Raw genomic sequence first — 16,842 nt, forward strand, 5'->3', positions numbered from 1 at the left:
TAGATAGGATGATTAATGTTTTAAATTGTGTGATTATAATATTTTTCAAGAGTTCCAAGATCATCACTTCTATGAGCTATTACATTTATAATTTTAAAAGGAGGGCGTCATTACTGCCTTTATCTAACCTTACAAAGTAACGGTTATTTCTTACGGATATGAAAGATTAGAAATGTTATAAGTCGTAAGATAAGTGAAACATAATTGAAAAGCATGTATGATAAAGTAGAGTATTGTATAAAAGATGATAGGCGGGGTTAAATTGAAAAAAGAAATCATTGAATGGGTTGTTTCCATTGCAGTCGCACTCTTAGTAGTCGGCATTGTAATGAAATTCATTGGAGTATCGTATACAGTATCAGGTTCTTCTATGTATCCGACCTTCCAAGATAGAAATAAAGTTATCGTAAGTAAAATATCTAAAACATTGAATCATATCGATAATGGAGACGTAGTTGTTTTCCATGAAGACGCTGACCGTGACTTTATCAAACGTGTTATCGGAACACCTGGAGATAAAGTAGAGTATAAAAAAGATCAATTATATGTGAATGATAAAAAAGTATCTGAACCTTACTTAGACTACAATAAGAAACATAAACAAGGTGACTACTTAACAGGTTCATTAAAGACAAGTGATATTAATGGTGCTAACGGTAAAAATAAAATCCCTAAAGATAAATACTTAGTCATGGGAGATAACAGACAAAATAGTGTAGATAGCCGTTTCCCTGAAGTTGGTTTAGTCGATAAAGACCAACTTGTAGGTAAAGTTGTACTAAGATATTGGCCATTTAACAAATGGAAAGCTGGATTCAATCCAGGCACATTTTAATATTGAGACAAAGCCAAAACTGTTTAATGCGTAAAAGTGCGTGTTAAACAGTTTTTTTGTGGAGAACAGAGAATAAACTTACTGATTTTGAAAAGAAGAAACCAAGTCTTTACATATTACATATAAAAATATGATATTATAACTTTAATTTACTGAATAATTAGAAAATATTGGATGGAGGGCGTTTATATGGTATTTGGATATCAATTGAATGATAATTTAAAATTAAAAATTTTAGAAGAACGAGAAGCGGAACGATTATTCAATTTAGTCGATAATAATAGACAATATTTATCACAATTTTTACCGTTTGTTGAACAAACTACACAAGTAGAGCATAGTAAAAAGTTCATTCAATCAGCGCTACAAAAGTTTATAAAAGGCGACGGTTTTCATTGCGGTATTTGGTATAAAAATGAGCTTATTGGTGTGATAGGGTTGCATTACCTAGATTTAGTAAATAAACGTACCTCTATTGGCTATTATTTAGCAGAACAATTCCAGAAAAAAGGAATTATGACAAAGTGTACCAAAGCATTAATTAAATATATTTATGAAGAATTTGATATCAATCGCATTGAAATATGTATGTCTACTCAAAATCCTAAAAGTCGTGCCATACCAGAACGTTTAGGATTCACTCAAGAAGGTATTTTGAGAAGTGATGAACGATTACAAGGTGAATTCTCAGATAGCTATGTGTATAGTTTGTTACGTTATGAATATGAACAACTAAATTGGAAAGATGAATTTTAATTAGCCAAAACTGTTTAATGCGTAGAGATACGTGTTAAACAGTTTTTTGATTATTATATATTATTTTTATAAAAAGATGGTATTATATATTTATTTTACTGAATAGTCTGAAAATAAAATAAGTATATTAATCAAGCAGAGCATGGTAAAACGTTCGATTACTTTTGAAGGCCTAAGATATTTATACTTAGTTTTATTTTGTAAGGGAGAAGATGTTATGGGTATAAAATCTATCAACTTATTAGCGTTTGATGTGATTTCTTCAATTGGATCGAAAATATTTAGCTTTGCATGCGCATTTTACATTCTAAAACATACAAATGATCCTCTAATATATACAATTTATTTATCATTAATCGTTCTATCAACCATCTTAAGTCAACCACTCTTTGGCGTATGGGTAGATAAGTTTAATAATAAAAAATTAGTCATAGTGGCTCAAATAATAAATGTAATCTTTTTATCGATATTTATAGTAAAATTCAACTACATTTACATCATCATATTAGGCGTTATATTAAATTTAACAGACGGAATAATCGGTCTTATTGTGAATTCAAATATTAAAAATATATCTGAAAAAGATATGGCACGTTTTGTTTCAATTCGACAAACGTATACCGTAACAATTAGTTTTTTAGCACCTATTTTAGGTGGTATGCTTATAGCTATCTTAAAAATTGAATATTTAGCTCTTATAAATGTTATCACTGAATTATCGTCAATTTTTGTATTTTTATTTATTAAAATTAATAGATTAATAGAAAGTAAAAGCAACAGCAATAGCTTTTTAAAAGATATTAAAGTTGGTTGTTCATATTTAATTAAAAATAAAATACTACTCAATTTCATGCTTGTAGGCTTAGTAATCAATTTTTTAGTTAACTCGATTGTAGTAGGGGTACCTATTATAGCAATTCAATCGATGAAATTATCGTCTCAACAATTTGGTTTTACCGAAGCTGGAATGACAATAGGAATGTTTATCGTGTCTTTAGGCTTATCAATACGACCGTTAAAACATAGACTGAAAGGGCCTTTTGAAATATCAGTAATACTTCAAGTTATTGCTCTATGGATACTAAGTTTATCAATATTTTTGAGTCTCACAGTAAACATGTCATTTATATTAATTACATTAGTCTATTTCATTGCGGGTTTATCATTACCTTTAGCCAATATACCGTACTCAATATACTTGCAGAATACGGTTGAAGAACAGTATAAAGGCAGAGTGTTCTCACTGAATCAATCCATCGCTCAATCGTTAATGCCTGTGTCATTTTTAATATTCGGTTTTATATTAAAATATTCACATTCTCTAACATACTTAATTGTCTCAATATTAATGTTAGTCGTGTTAGTTTACTTCGATAAAACCGTAAAAAAAGAAGATATTAAGTTTTAATTCACAGTTTGATTACTTATAAAATTATGTATAAAAAACGCTTAACAGGTGCATTTTCATATCTGTTAAGCGTTTTGAATTAATCTTCTTTTTTTAGCACACGAGCCATTTCTTCAATTTTACCTGCGTGTAATGGTACGTGAATGGCGTTTAGTACTAATAATTCGTCTAGTGTTTTACAACCGGCAATCGGTTGTTCTAATTCTTGAGCGAGTTGTTCATCAGTTAATTGCTTAGCACGTTCTGGAAGTGTTGTTAAATCTTTTTTAATGTCCTCAATTGAGGGAACGTCTTGTCCTTCCCAATCTGCAGGACTTGAACCATAACCGAATAATTTAGTATATTTCTCTACATCTACTGCGTTTTGGTTACCTAGTGACAAGGCAGAATCAAATATCGTTAACACATGGCCAAATTGCCAGTGTAACGTATTTGGGAAGAAATTATCCTCTTTATCTAAAACTTGTTCGACATTCCAATTATCATAAACTGATAATATATAGTTCACGCCAGTTTCCACGACATCATAAACTGTTTTATTACTCATCATATTCTTCCTTTCTGCTAAAGATTTAACTTGTAACACTAATTAATTTACCCGAGAATCAACATTTTCAATCAGAGAAGGTAAGAAAGAGATTTTTAATAATAGCTCGGTATTTAGCTCAGAAAGTCATAAAATTGCCCTGTCACACTAATTTACGTAACAGGGCAGTTTAGTAATATTAGGAAGTTTTATGGCTTTGATCGCTCACTATCAAGCCTAAAACAAAATGGCTAGAGTAATAAATTTTTTCAAAAATAGTTAAGGTTTAATCGCAAATGCACGTACTGGGAATCCTGGTGCGTCTTTCGGTTTTGGACTAATCGCATAGATGACTGCACCACGAGTAGGCAATTGATCTAAATTTGTTAGTAATTCGAGTTGGAATGTGTCCTGTCCAAGAACATAACGTTCTCCTACGATATCGCCATTTTTAGCTGTATCGACAGAGGCATCAGTATCAAAGGTTTCATGCCCGACTGATTTCACACCACGTTCTTCGAGCAAGAATTTTAAGGCATCCAGTCCCCAACCTGGTAAATGTTGGTTTCCTTCTGCATCTTTATTTTCGAATTTCTCAATATCTGGCCAACGTTTTGACCAATCTGTACGTAATGCCACGAACGTGCCTGCTTCAATACGTCCGTTGTCCGCTTCCCATTGTTCTAAATGGTCACGTGTTACGATGAAGTCCGCATTTTCAGCTGCTTCTTTTGAAAAGTCTAAGACAATAAGAGGCAAGACTAATTCTTTCAAATCTAATTCTTCTAGATAGCGTTTATTCTCAACGAAATGGATTGGCGCATCAATATGTGTGCCATATTGAGTAACAATATTCCAGCGTTGCACATAAAAACCATCATCTTTAACAGTGAATAGCGTCGAAACTTCACCTTTTTCAAATTCACTAAAACGAGGAATCTCTGGGTCGAACGTATGTGTTAAATCAACCCATTGAGCCTCTTTTAACTGATTCAATTGATCCCATAATGGATAATTGGTCATAATTATCACCACTTTAACTGTTTATGATTTAAAAACAAATTTTAATAGAGAGAGGGAGCAGAGCAGGAATCTAATGCCCGCTCCTAGAGTACAAAATATTAATAACTCATTTGAGACCCCACTCTTCAAAGCTTAACATGTTCGTTGAATCTTATGCTGGTTGGTTATTATTCTCTTCACGTTTTTTACGAACTGTATTTACAAGTACTGTTAACGCGTCTTTAACTTCTTCTTCTCTACGTGTTTTTAAACCACAGTCAGGGTTAACCCAGAATAATGAACGGTCAATTTGTTGTAAAGAACGATCGATAGCCGTCGCAATTTCTTCTTCAGTTGGAATACGTGGGCTATGAATATCATACACACCTAATCCAATACCTAAATCATAGTTAATATCTTCAAAGTCTTTGATTAAATCACCATGGCTACGAGATGTTTCGATTGAGATAACATCTGCGTCCAATTCATGAATCGCATGGATAATTTGACCAAATTGAGAATAGCACATATGCGTATGAATTTGAGTTTCATCTTGCACCGAAGATGTCGCTAATTTGAATGAATTAACTGCATCTGCAAGGTAATCTTCATGATATTCAGAACGTAATGGTAAGCCTTCACGTAATGCTGGTTCATCAACTTGAATCACTTTGATACCTGCTTCTTCAAGTGCTAATACTTCTTCATCAATAGCTAAGGCGATTTGGTCTTGTACTACTTTACGTGGGACGTCGACACGTTCGAATGACCAGTTTAAGATAGTGACAGGACCAGTTAACATACCTTTGACAGGTTTGTCAGTTAAGCTTTGCGCATAAACTGTTTCTTTGACTGTTAATGGTTCAGTCCATTTTACATCTCCGTAGATGACTGGTGGTTTAACCGCACGAGAACCGTATGATTGCACCCAACCAAATTTAGTTACTAAGAAACCTTGAAGTTTTTCGCCGAAGAATTCTACCATATCGTTACGTTCGAACTCACCATGGACTAAGACATCTAAACCAATGTCTTCTTGGATTTTAATCCAACGCGCAATTTCGCTTTCTAAGAAATTGTTGTACTCTTCATCTGAAATACGTTTGTTTTTCCAATCTGCACGATATTTACGCACTTCTCGAGTTTGTGGGAACGAACCAATTGTAGTAGTTGGTAAATCTGGTAAGTGTAAACGCGCATCTTGTGCTTTCTTACGTTCAGGGAATGGTGATTTACGAGTTGTTGGTACGCTATTGTAATCATACTCAAGATTTTTAAATGATTGACTTTGGAAACGTTCATAACGCGCTTTTAAATCATCATATTTTTTACTGTCATCGTTATTAAATAAACGTTTTAATGCGTCTAATTCGTCTAATTTTTCAGTAGCGAAACTTAAACCTTCTTCGATAGCTTCATCTAATGTTTCATCGTCTAATGATACAGGCACGTGAAGTAATGAAGATGAAGGTTGGATAACAATATGATCAGTATAGTTTTGTAGCGTTTCAACTAATTCTTTTTTAGCTTCAATATCTGTAGCCCACACGTTACGACCATCAATAATACCAGCGTATAATGCTTTCTTAGCATCAAAGTCGCCCGCTTCAATTTGTTTTAGGTTGTAGCCATTGTCATGTACGAAGTCTAAACCTAAACCACCGACAGGAAGTGAACTTAAGAATTTCACATTTACACGTTCAAAATATGTTTGAATTACTAATTTATCCCCTAAGTTAGCGTCTGCAAAGTAGTCATAAGCTTCTTTAGTAATTGTTTCATAGTCTTCGCTTTCGTCAGTCACTAGGACAGGTTCATCGACTTGAATGAACTCAGCACCTGCATCTACTAATGATTGAAAGACTTCTTTATATAATGGAAGTAAGGTTTTAACTTTTTCCTCGAACGTTTGATTTCCCCCTTTAGAAAGTTTGACGAAAGTAATAGGTCCTACAATCACAGGGTGCGCATTAACGTTTAAAGATTTCGCATAATTGAAGCGGTCTAATAATACATTACGGTTCACTTTAGGATCTACATTGTCCCATTCAGGTACGATATAGTGATAGTTTGTATTGAACCATTTGATTAGTGCGCTCGCAACATGTTCTTTATTACCACGTGCAATATCAAATAGTAAGTCATCATTCACTTCGCGACCTTGGAAACGTTCAGGGATGATGTTGAATAATAATGATGTATCGAGAATATGGTCGTATAATGAGAAATCTCCGACAGGTACACTATCTAAATTGTAATTTTTTTGAAGTAATAAGTTTTCTCTGTGTAAGTTTGTTAATGTTTCATCTAATTCAGCTTTGTCGATTTTTTTAGCCCAATAGCTTTCGATTGCCTTTTTCCATTCTCTTTTTCTACCTAATCTTGGGAATCCTAAATTTGAAGTTGTAATTGTTGTCATGATATTGCCTCCTTGTTTTGGGTAATTGCTTTAGAATATGCTGCGAGTTCTAATGAATAATCGACACGTTGGAATGGGGTAATGATATATAATCCGTTAAAATATTCATATACGGTATCGATTAATTCTTTAGAAAGTCTAAGACTCAATTCTTTTGTTTTCTCTTTATCATCTTTTACTGCTTTAAATTGATTTAATACGTCTTCGGACATTTTAATTCCGGGCACTTCGTTATGTAGGAAAAGTGCGTTATTGTAGCTTGCGATTGGCATAATACCTATGAATAATGGAGTATTAAGATGTTTTGTAGCCTCATATACCTCTTTAATTTTTTCTTTACTATACACAGGTTGTGTGATGAAATAACTCATGCCAGCCGCCACTTTTTTCTCGAGCCTTTTCACCGCTCCGTCGAGTTTACGAACGTTAGGGTCAAACGCGCCGGCGATGTTGAAGTTCGTATGTTTCTTCAGCGCATCACCGTCAGTATTGATACCTTGGTTAAAGCGTAATGCGAGTTCGGTTAATCCTTTTGAATTTACGTCATAGACATTAGAAGCACCAGGTAGGTGACCTACTTTCGAAGGGTCTCCGGTAACGGCTAAGATTTCATTAACGCCTATGAGTGATAAGCCCAGTAAATGTGACTGTAATCCAATCAAGTTACGGTCCCGACATGTAATGTGGACGAGTGGCTCAATATCATATCTTTGTCGAATGATACTTGCTGCGGCGATATTGCTAACACGCACCGTTGCCAGTGAATTGTCTGCAAGTGTTACGGCGTCGATGTTAGCCTCATCTAATTTGCCTACATTTTCAAAGAAGAGATCGGTATCAAGATGTTTAGGCGTATCTAATTCCACGATGACTGTTGGGCCATTTTTAACTTTAGTCGTTAAATTATGCTTGTAAGTGTGAGTCCGCGAATGATTTGTCTTACGATTGATGGGAATCACTTTCTTATCGCTTACAGGCTTTAAATCTTTAACGGAGGATTTGATATAGGCGATATGTTCAGGTGTGGTACCGCAACATCCTCCGATAAGTCTTACTCCTTCATTTATCAATTCTTGAGCCACATCACCAAAGTATTGTGCGTTATCGCTATACTTAAATTCACTATTCTCAATATCTAGTAGGCTAGCATTTGGATAACATGAAAGATATGCATGTTCTGGCAATTCGATATGTGAGAACGACCGTTGCATATGATGTGGGCCGTGATGACAATTCAAACCTACTACATTAGCGCCACATTCAACTAATTGCTTGAATGCCTCGTTAATCTCGGTGCCGTCCACCAAATAATTGGTATTCGATGCTGTGAGTTGGGCGATGATCGGAATATCATATTTGCGACGTGTTACCGTAACGATATTACTCAGTTCTTCTAAGTCGTAATACGTTTCGAAAAGTAAGCCATCAACGCCTTCTTCAACGAGTGTATCGATTTGATTTTCAGCATGATATTGTATGGTCGATAGGGGTAAGTCTTCTTGTTTTAAACCTCTGAAACCTCCTACCGTACCAAGTATGAAAGTGTCGGGTTTAGCTGCACGTTTCGCAATTTGTACTGCCGCTTTATGAATTTCTTTCACTTTGTGTTCTAGACCAAAGGCTTTTAACTTTTCAAAATTAGCCCCGTACGTATTCGTTTGAATAATGTCTGTGCCTGCTTGAATGTAAGAACGATGGATGCGTTCTACTTTCTCAGGGTGTGTCAGGTTGTATGCTTCCGGGCAAGTATCGAGCCCCTCTGAGTAGAGGATTGTCCCCATTGCCCCGTCAGCTACTAAAACGTTGTTCTGTAATTGGTTCAATAATCGACTCATTGAAGGCCTCCTTTAATGCGTAGTTGATATCTGCAATCAACTCTTGAGGCTGTTCAAGCCCTACGCTTAATCGGAATAAGCCGAATGTAATACCGCGTTCACGTCGAATGTCTTCTGGTACAGCTGCATGAGACATAGTCGCAGGATGGGAAAGAATTGTTTCAACCCCGCCTAAGCTCACGGAGACTAACGGCAAGGTTAAGGCATTCACAAAATCTTGTGCCTTTGATTCGTCTTTCAAGCGGAAACCAATGACAGCACCGCCACTAATTGCTTGTGATCGATGTAATGCATTGTTTCCTGGATAATATACTTCGGCAATTTCCTCTCTGTTGCTTAAAAATTCTACAAGTTGTTCAGCATTAGATGTTGATTGCTTAAATCGAATTGGTAATGTCTTTAAGTGTTTCGCTAGCGTCCAACTGTCATGTGCTGAGAGCGCCGTACCTGTGCCATTTTGTAAGAGGTAAAGCGCATCAGCAATATCCTTGCGATTGGTAATCGTTGCGCCGGCGATAATATCGCTATGACCGCCTAAAAATTTAGTAGCGGAATGAACGACTATATCAGCACCTAGGGCGAGTGGTGATTGTCCTAGTGGCGTCATGAATGTATTATCTACTGCTAGGAGTAGGTCATGTCGTTTAGCGATATTAGCGACAGTTCGGATATCAGTAATCTTGAAACATGGATTGGACGGTGTTTCTACGTAAATTAATTTCGTATTAGGTTGTATGGCTGCTTCAATTTCTTCAGGAACCGTCGCATTAACCGTTGTGAATTGAATGTTGAAACGGTTGAGTATTTGTCCCGTTAATCTAAATGTCCCCCCATAGACATCATCTGGTAAAATGACGTGATCATCTGCTTGAAGCGTTAATAATACGGCTGAGATGGCTGCGATACCTGATGCGAAAGCGAAAGCATATTTGCCCCCTTCAAGTCTAGCTAACTTTTCCTCGAGTAATTGGCGATTGGGATTACCACTTCTCGCATAATCGAATTTTGCGTTGCCTCCAAGCACTTTTTGATGAAATGTCGAAGAATCATAAAGTGGAGGGTTGGCTGAATCGTAATCTACTCCTCTATGCGTATCGAAAATAACTTCAGTTTCTTTGGATAAGCTCATGAAATCACTCCTACTTTAGAATTCTCTAGTGCTTGAATAATGTCGGATTCAATATCGTTATAATCTTCAATTCCAATGGACAATCTAATTAAATATTCATCGATGCCGCGTTTATCTTTTTCTTCATCGGGCATATCTACATGTGTTTGCGTATAAGGGAACGTTATAAGTGTTTCTGTACCACCAAGACTCTCTGCGAAGATACAAATTTCTAAATTTTCCAAAAATTTACCAACGTCGTAGGCCTTATTTAGACGTAAACTTAACATTCCTGTTTTGCCACTATATAATACTTCATCAATCGCTTCTGAAGTTTTACATCGTTCCGCGAGCTTTCTTGCGTTTTGTTGTGAACGATCTAGCCTTAAATGAAGTGTCTTTAATCCTCGTTGAAGTAAATAACTGTCTAGAGGAGATAACGTTGCGCCAATCATATTATGAAACTGACCAAGTTGCTCAGCTAACTCTGGATCTTTTACTGTAACGACACCGGCTAATACATCGTTGTGCCCACCAATATATTTCGTGGCTGAGTGAAGGACAATATCTGCACCTTCTTCTAGCGGTGTGGATAGATAAGGCGTTAAGAACGTATTATCGATAATCGTCAATAAGTTATGTTTCTTACTGAGTACATAATATGGTGTGACATCAATTTCAATCATTTGTGGATTTGAAATTGGCTCTATGAAAAGTGCTCTTGTGTTAGGTGTAATATGTTTTACAACGTCTTCATAGTTTAAGAAGTCCACATAGATAAATCGAACGCCATATTGTTTCTCATAATAATCGAATAATCTGAATGTGCCACCATATAAATCAAAAGCAACTAACACCTCATCGCCAGGTTTAAATAAGTTACAAATTAGTTGTACAGCTGACATCCCACTTGAAGTGGCGAATGAAGCGATACCGCCTTCTAATTTCGCAAAGGATTCTTCAAATGCTGAGCGTGTAGGATTTTTAGTCCTCGTATAATCATAACCAGTTGACTGACCAAGTTGAGGATGTTGATATGCAGTAGATAAATAGATAGGATTGGCAATTGCACCTGTTGAATCTTGTGTTAATGAAATTTGTGCTAATTGTGTCTCTTTCATTTCAAACCCTCCTGTTATTTCGTTTCAATAAAAAAAGCTCCCGTCCTTTAAACCCGATAATCATCGGATGTAAAGGACGAAAGCTTGTTTCGCGGTACCACCTTTGTTTATTACTTTATTACTAAAGTAACCTCAAACAGTACGCCAAATATGTTAGATTGCGATACTGAACAGGTGGTCACTGTATATCGTTAGAAAATAATGTAACGCTTGTTAAACGCATACATTAAAAAACTCATTTAGCTTGGGATAAGTAAATGAGTATTAACGATAGGATAGTGACGTAGTAGATTCCAGTACGCCATTAAACATAAATGTTAATACTGTATCGCTGTAACGGGCGATCCCGTTGATACCTCGTATTGGCATCAACACTCAAAGGCCATTTTCAAACTCTCTTTCAATGTCTCTTCTCAGCGCAGGAGACTCTCTGTATTAGCAGTGTAAGTTCTACTTTCCTTATTACAGTGTGTAATTTGTATTTTTTTAAGATATTTCATAGCTTACAGACTTAAATTACATTTGTCAATAACTTTTCTGAAAATTGTGATTAGAAAGTTAATTAGGAAAGCGGCTGAAGTATTGATAGAGTTGAGATAACGTCTTAGAAAAAAATTTATATTTTTTCTTTAACTCAGTTTGAAGTACTTGTAGAAACAAGCCATAATTTTTAAAATTAATAGGTGCATGTAAAGAGTTGGGTTCTATATAGGTTTTTTATTACTAATGTTTAACCATGAATTGAAAATGTGAAATTTTATGGATTGAAATTGGAGAACCCTATAGTATTAAAAAATAGAGAAATTGTGATAATCGTCGTTAATTCTAAGGGAAAGGGGGAGCAATGAATGAAATATGAAGAAGATGAACGCTTACAACCCAAACAACATGAACAAATACAAAAAATAACTATTGCCGATATTAAAGCAAATCCATACCAACCACGCAAAACGTTTGATGAAACGAGATTAAATGAGTTAGCGGATTCGATTAAACAACATGGAATCTTGCAACCTATTGTTTTACGAAGAACTGTACAAGGATACTATATTGTAGTCGGTGAAAGACGCTTTCGAGCATCTCAAATAGCAGGATTACAAGAAGTACCCGCCATCGTGAAAGACCTCTCTGATGCAGATATGATGGAATTAGCCATTATAGAAAATCTTCAACGTGAGAACCTTAATGCAATTGAAGAAGCGGAAAGTTATAGACGTTTAATGGACGATTTAGGGCTTACTCAACAAGAGGTCGCAAAACGGCTCGGGAAATCTCGACCATATATTGCTAATATGTTGAGATTGTTGAACTTACCGAAAGAAGTGTCGCAGTTCGTTAAGGATGGGAAACTTTCCGGTGCGCATGGACGAACGTTGTTAGGTATTAAAGACATCGAGACGATGAAAAGAATAAGTAAACAAGCCATTAGGGAAAATTGGAGCGTCAGATACTTAGAAACAATCGTTAATGAGTTACAAGACGGAAGGCAGTCTAAAGATGAGAAGAAGCAACCAGTACTCAAACCTAAATTTATTCAAAAACAAGAAAGAATATTAAAAGAAAAATTTGGCACGCGAGTTGATATCTCAGCTGGTAAAAAGGTTGGTAAAATTACGTTTGAGTTTGGCTCAGAAGACGAATTTAGAACGTTAATTAATAAGTTAAATGAAAAATAAATGGTGTGAGTTTCGTTTAGATGTAGAAAGAAAGCTTGGAAGAAATATAGATTGCAAGCTAATTTGTAACTAAAATTAAAACTCAAGACGGATACATTGTATAGGAGATAAATGTATAATTATTTAATTATGAAACGAACTTAAAGGGAGGTTGCTTTCGAATGAATCAGGTCAAAAGTGTGTTATCGTCACTATTTGAACCCCTAACTAAAATAGAAACTTATGAAAATTTAGCTATTAAAATCGCTTTAATAATTATTTATATTATAGTGGCACTAATATTAACACGTATTCTAAATAAACTTATTGAACAAGCATTTAAAATGCAAAATAGAAGTACTAAAGGGAATAAAAAACGTTCTCGCACATTAATTTCGCTCGTTCAGAATGTAGTAAATTACATAGTATGGTTTATCGTTGTTACTACGGTATTGAGTAAATTTGGTATTAGCGTTGAAGGTATTATCGCCAGTGCCGGGGTAGTTGGTTTAGCTGTTGGTTTCGGCGCACAAACAATCGTTAAAGATATCATTACAGGTTTCTTTATTATTTTCGAAAATCAATTTGACGTAGGAGACTATGTTAAAATCAATAGCGGTGGTACAACTGTAGCTGAAGGTACAGTGAAATCAATTGGATTAAGATCTACACGAATTAATACAATTACAGGCGAGTTAACTATCTTACCTAATGGTAGTATGGGAGAAATCACTAACTATTCTATTACAAATGGTTTCTCAATTGTGAAAGTCCCAGTGTCAGTCGAAGAAGATTTAGATAAAGTAGAAAAACGATTAAATAAATTATTTACGGCTATGCGCAGTAAGTACTATCTATTTATTACTGATCCCGTTGTCGAAGGTATTGAATCATTAGATGAAACTAAAGTAACATTTAGAATCTCAGCAGAGACGATTCCAGGTGAAGGTGCTTCAGGTTCAAGAATTCTACTTAGAGAAATTCAAAGAGTGTTTGTACAAGAAGGTATTAAATTACCACAACCGATTTACATTAAAAATAATGATAAACAAAGCTAATTCTAATTATCTTTGGGGGTAATTTCATGACGTCAAATTATGGAATAAATGATATAGTAGAGATGAAAAAACAACATGCATGTGGAACAAATCGCTTTAAAATTATTCGTATGGGTGCAGACATTCGTATCAAATGTGAAAATTGCCAAAGAAGCATTATGATTCCACGTCAGACGTTTAATAAAAAATTAAAGAAAATATTAGTATCCAATCAAGATACAGAAGGTAAGGAGAATGATTAATGGCTTTAACAGCAGGCATCGTAGGTTTACCTAACGTAGGGAAATCTACTCTATTTAATGCAATTACAAAAGCGGGTGCGTTAGCAGCAAACTATCCATTCGCAACAATCGATCCAAACGTAGGAATTGTCGAAGTACCAGACGCGCGTTTAAATAAATTAACTGAAATGGTAGAACCTAAGAAAACTATTCCTACCGCATTTGAATTTACTGATATCGCCGGAATTGTTAAAGGCGCTTCAAAAGGTGAAGGTTTAGGTAATAAATTCTTATCACATATCCGCGAAGTTGATGCAATTTGTCAAGTAGTACGTGCATTTGACGACGACAATGTTACACACGTGTCAGGACGCGTAGACCCATTAGATGATATTGAAGTTATCAATATGGAATTAGTATTAGCAGATTTAGAATCTGTTGAAAAGCGTTTACCTAGAATCGAAAAAATGGCTCGTCAAAAAGATAAAACAGCAGAAATGGAATTACGCATTTTATCTAAAATTAAAGAAGCGTTAGAAAATGGCGATCCAGTACGTAGTTTAGAATTTAACGATGAAGATCAAAAATACGTGAACCAAGCTCAATTATTAACATCTAAAAAAATGTTATATATCGCTAACGTTGGCGAAGATGAAATCGGTAATGAAGAGAACGAAAAAGTTAAAATCATTCGTGACTATGCAGCTAAAGAAGATTCTGAAGTTATCGTAATTAGCGCAAAAATCGAAGAAGAGATTGCTACTTTAGATGATGAAGACAAAGAAATGTTCTTAGAAGATTTAGGTATTGAAGAACCAGGCTTAGATGTTCTAATCAAAACAACTTATGATTTATTAGGTTTATCAACTTACTTTACTGCAGGCGTACAAGAAGTACGTGCATGGACTTTCAAACAAGGTATGACAGCGCCACAATGTGCGGGTATTATTCATACTGACTTTGAACGTGGATTTATTCGTGCTGAAGTGACAAGTTATGATGATTACGTTGAAAATGGTGGAGAACAAGGTGCTAAAGAAGCGGGTAAACAACGCTTAGAAGGCAAAGATTACATCATGCAAGATGGCGACATCGTTCACTTTAGATTTAATGTATAGAACTATATTTTTAAGGTAAGGCATGAGATTTCATGCCTTATTTTTTGATTGAAAAATAAAAAGCAATGTAAGTATCATGTGGCTTGAGTGACAGAGAAACTTACATTGCTTTTAAATATATGAGAAATCTCATTCTATCTTAAAAGAACGGTATAATTTTACTTGCTTCAATAATATCTTTGGTGCTAAAAAACTGTTTACCTTCACCGGTATAGGCTGGTTCAAGAATCATATTGGCTTTCGCGCAATATAGCCATTCTGGATTGATACCGCAATTTAAGACTTCTTGAAATTCTTGGAATTCTTTATTCCAATCTAAATCTAATTGCATGTTCTACACCTCGCTATTATTATAGAACGTTTGTTCTGTTTTGAAAAGTGGTTTTAGACAATTTTCTTCAACTTTTTAATTTATTTGTGTTTATTTAAATTATGAAGCAACAGACCTATTAATTTTATATTATGGTGCTGCCTTTTCAAAAAGAGAATTAACCTCATCAATATTTATTGTAAAAAGTAATACTCTATGCTATAATTCTTGATTGTGAGTAATGAAAATTATTCCTTGCTTATCGTTAATATTCGATAAGCCGTATAGACCACAAGGAGGTGCAAGTATAAAATGAGAACATATGAAATTATGTATGTCGTACGTCCAAATATTGAAGAAGACGCTAAAAAAGCAGTTGTTGAACGCTTTAATGGTATCTTAGCTTCAGAAGGATCAGAAGTTTTAGAAGAAAAAGACTGGGGTAAACGCCGTCTTGCTTATGAAATTGAAGATTTCAAAGAAGGCTTCTACAACATCGTACGCATTAAAACTGATAACAACAGAGCTACAGACGAATTCCAACGTTTAGCTAAAATTAATGACGATATCATCCGTTATATCGTTATCCGCGAAGACCAAGATAAGTAATAATTTAATGGGGGCGTTTGAATGATAAACAGAGTTGTATTAGTAGGTCGTTTAACTAAAGATCCAGAATACAGAAGTACTCCCTCAGGCGTAAGTGTAGCGACATTTACTCTAGCAGTTAATCGTACTTTCACGAATGCTCAAGGGGAACGCGAAGCTGACTTTATTAATGTTGTTGTTTTCAGAAGACAAGCAGAGAATGTGAATAACTATTTATTCAAAGGTAGTCTAGCTGGCGTTGATGGTCGCATACAATCACGCAGTTATGAAAATCAAGAAGGTCGTCGTATCTTTGTTACTGAAGTTGTAGCGGATAGTGTTCAATTCCTTGAACCTAAAAATGCACAAAGTGGCCAACGTAACCAAAGTGGTAACAACGATTTCCAAGACTACGGTCAAGGATTTGGTGGCCAACAATCAGGACAAAATACGTCATATAATAATAATAATTCATCAAATAATAAACAATCTGATAACCCATTTGCAAATGCGAATGGACCGATTGATATTAGTGATGATGACTTACCATTCTAATAATAAATGAACGTATAAAAAATATTTTTTGAAGGAGGTAATTACCCATGGCAGGTGGACCAAGAAGAGGCGGACGTCGTCGTAAAAAAGTATGCTATTTCACAGCAAATGGTATTACACATATCGATTATAAAGACACTGAATTATTAAAACGTTTTATCTCAGAACGTGGTAAAATCTTACCACGTCGTGTAACAGGCACTTCAGCTAAATATCAACGTATGTTGACTGCAGCTATCAAACGTGCTCGTCATATGGCTTTATTACCATATGTTAAAGAAGAACAATAATATATAATTTATTGTCAAACCCCGTAGGCTTATGTCT

The 16,842-nt window shown here is 35.1% G+C and carries 17 protein-coding genes and 1 other annotated feature; of the genes, 10 read left to right on the plus strand and 7 right to left on the minus strand.

Annotated elements, in window-relative coordinates:
- The first annotated feature begins 262 nt into the window (after nt 1-262).
- The 3 genes from lepB to FH144_RS08520 all read left to right on the plus strand — a co-directional run bounded on the left by lepB (nt 263) and on the right by FH144_RS08520 (nt 2,999).
- Nucleotides 263-835 carry a signal peptidase I gene (gene lepB / locus FH144_RS08510; RefSeq protein ID WP_242315104.1) on the plus strand — a complete coding sequence of 191 codons (573 nt, stop codon included), beginning with the start codon at nt 263-265 and terminating at the stop codon, nt 833-835.
- Nucleotides 836-1,024: 189 nt separating this feature from the next.
- Nucleotides 1,025-1,591 (plus strand): GNAT family N-acetyltransferase, encoded by a 567-nt coding sequence (locus FH144_RS08515; protein ID WP_242315107.1) that lies wholly within the window; start codon nt 1,025-1,027, stop codon nt 1,589-1,591.
- A 217-nt stretch (nt 1,592-1,808) separates the two neighbouring features.
- On the plus strand, nt 1,809-2,999 hold the full coding sequence (locus tag FH144_RS08520; RefSeq protein WP_242315109.1) for an MFS transporter: 1,191 nt from the start codon (nt 1,809-1,811) through the stop codon (nt 2,997-2,999).
- A gap of 79 nt (nt 3,000-3,078) precedes the next feature.
- On the opposite strand, the gene FH144_RS08525 is transcribed toward FH144_RS08520, so the two are convergent.
- The 6 genes from FH144_RS08525 to FH144_RS08550 form a co-directional block, all read right to left on the minus strand.
- Nucleotides 3,079-3,546, minus strand: a complete 468-nt coding sequence (locus FH144_RS08525; RefSeq protein ID WP_107507679.1) for a DinB family protein — start codon at nt 3,544-3,546, stop codon at nt 3,079-3,081.
- A gap of 258 nt (nt 3,547-3,804) precedes the next feature.
- Complete coding sequence (locus FH144_RS08530; protein WP_242315111.1) at nt 3,805-4,548, minus strand: cyclase family protein; 744 nt, start codon at nt 4,546-4,548, stop codon at nt 3,805-3,807.
- Nucleotides 4,549-4,699: 151 nt separating this feature from the next.
- Nucleotides 4,700-6,946, minus strand: coding sequence for a 5-methyltetrahydropteroyltriglutamate--homocysteine S-methyltransferase (metE, locus tag FH144_RS08535; RefSeq protein ID WP_242315113.1), 2,247 nt, complete (start codon nt 6,944-6,946; stop codon nt 4,700-4,702).
- The gene (locus FH144_RS08540) at nt 6,943-8,781 is read right to left on the minus strand and encodes a bifunctional homocysteine S-methyltransferase/methylenetetrahydrofolate reductase (RefSeq protein WP_242315115.1); all 1,839 of its coding nucleotides are present in this window, start codon (nt 8,779-8,781) and stop codon (nt 6,943-6,945) included. The genes metE and FH144_RS08540 overlap by 4 nt, the downstream gene beginning before the upstream one ends.
- Nucleotides 8,735-9,910 (minus strand): cystathionine beta-lyase MetC, encoded by a 1,176-nt coding sequence (gene metC, locus FH144_RS08545; protein WP_242315117.1) that lies wholly within the window; start codon nt 9,908-9,910, stop codon nt 8,735-8,737. The genes FH144_RS08540 and metC overlap by 47 nt, the downstream gene beginning before the upstream one ends.
- Complete coding sequence (locus tag FH144_RS08550) at nt 9,907-11,010, minus strand: PLP-dependent transferase (RefSeq protein WP_242315119.1); 1,104 nt, start codon at nt 11,008-11,010, stop codon at nt 9,907-9,909. The genes metC and FH144_RS08550 overlap by 4 nt, the downstream gene beginning before the upstream one ends.
- 69 nt (nt 11,011-11,079) lie before the next feature.
- Nucleotides 11,080-11,485 (minus strand) — a binding site (T-box leader).
- Between the two features lie 373 nt (nt 11,486-11,858).
- On the opposite strand from FH144_RS08550, the gene FH144_RS08555 reads away from it, so the two are divergent.
- The 4 genes from FH144_RS08555 to ychF all read left to right on the plus strand — a co-directional run bounded on the left by FH144_RS08555 (nt 11,859) and on the right by ychF (nt 15,062).
- A complete protein-coding gene (locus FH144_RS08555; RefSeq protein ID WP_242315124.1) occupies nt 11,859-12,686 on the plus strand; it encodes a ParB/RepB/Spo0J family partition protein in 828 nt (275 codons plus the stop codon).
- A gap of 161 nt (nt 12,687-12,847) precedes the next feature.
- Nucleotides 12,848-13,723, plus strand: coding sequence for a mechanosensitive ion channel family protein (locus tag FH144_RS08560; protein ID WP_242315125.1), 876 nt, complete (start codon nt 12,848-12,850; stop codon nt 13,721-13,723).
- A 26-nt stretch (nt 13,724-13,749) separates the two neighbouring features.
- Nucleotides 13,750-13,965: a DUF951 domain-containing protein gene (locus FH144_RS08565; protein WP_103166507.1), complete on the plus strand. Its 216-nt coding sequence runs from the start codon at nt 13,750-13,752 to the stop codon at nt 13,963-13,965.
- A complete protein-coding gene (gene ychF, locus FH144_RS08570) occupies nt 13,965-15,062 on the plus strand; it encodes a redox-regulated ATPase YchF (protein WP_198612217.1) in 1,098 nt (365 codons plus the stop codon). The genes FH144_RS08565 and ychF overlap by 1 nt, the downstream gene beginning before the upstream one ends.
- Before the next feature lie 139 nt (nt 15,063-15,201).
- On the opposite strand, the gene FH144_RS08575 is transcribed toward ychF, so the two are convergent.
- Nucleotides 15,202-15,393 (minus strand): hypothetical protein, encoded by a 192-nt coding sequence (locus FH144_RS08575; RefSeq protein WP_107507688.1) that lies wholly within the window; start codon nt 15,391-15,393, stop codon nt 15,202-15,204.
- Between the two features lie 291 nt (nt 15,394-15,684).
- On the opposite strand from FH144_RS08575, the gene rpsF reads away from it, so the two are divergent.
- The 3 genes from rpsF to rpsR are packed head-to-tail and all read left to right on the plus strand — an operon-like array spanning nt 15,685 to nt 16,805.
- A complete protein-coding gene (gene rpsF, locus FH144_RS08580; RefSeq protein ID WP_002461101.1) occupies nt 15,685-15,981 on the plus strand; it encodes a 30S ribosomal protein S6 in 297 nt (98 codons plus the stop codon).
- 21 nt (nt 15,982-16,002) lie between these two features.
- Entirely contained in the window at nt 16,003-16,515 is a 513-nt protein-coding gene (gene ssb, locus FH144_RS08585; RefSeq protein WP_242315127.1) for a single-stranded DNA-binding protein, read from the plus strand.
- A 47-nt stretch (nt 16,516-16,562) separates the two neighbouring features.
- A complete protein-coding gene (gene rpsR, locus FH144_RS08590; RefSeq protein WP_002451519.1) occupies nt 16,563-16,805 on the plus strand; it encodes a 30S ribosomal protein S18 in 243 nt (80 codons plus the stop codon).
- Nucleotides 16,806-16,842: the final 37 nt, after the last annotated feature.

This window comes from Staphylococcus sp. acrmy (assembly GCF_022690565.1).
Classification (GTDB): Bacteria; Bacillota; Bacilli; order Staphylococcales; family Staphylococcaceae; genus Staphylococcus; species Staphylococcus caledonicus.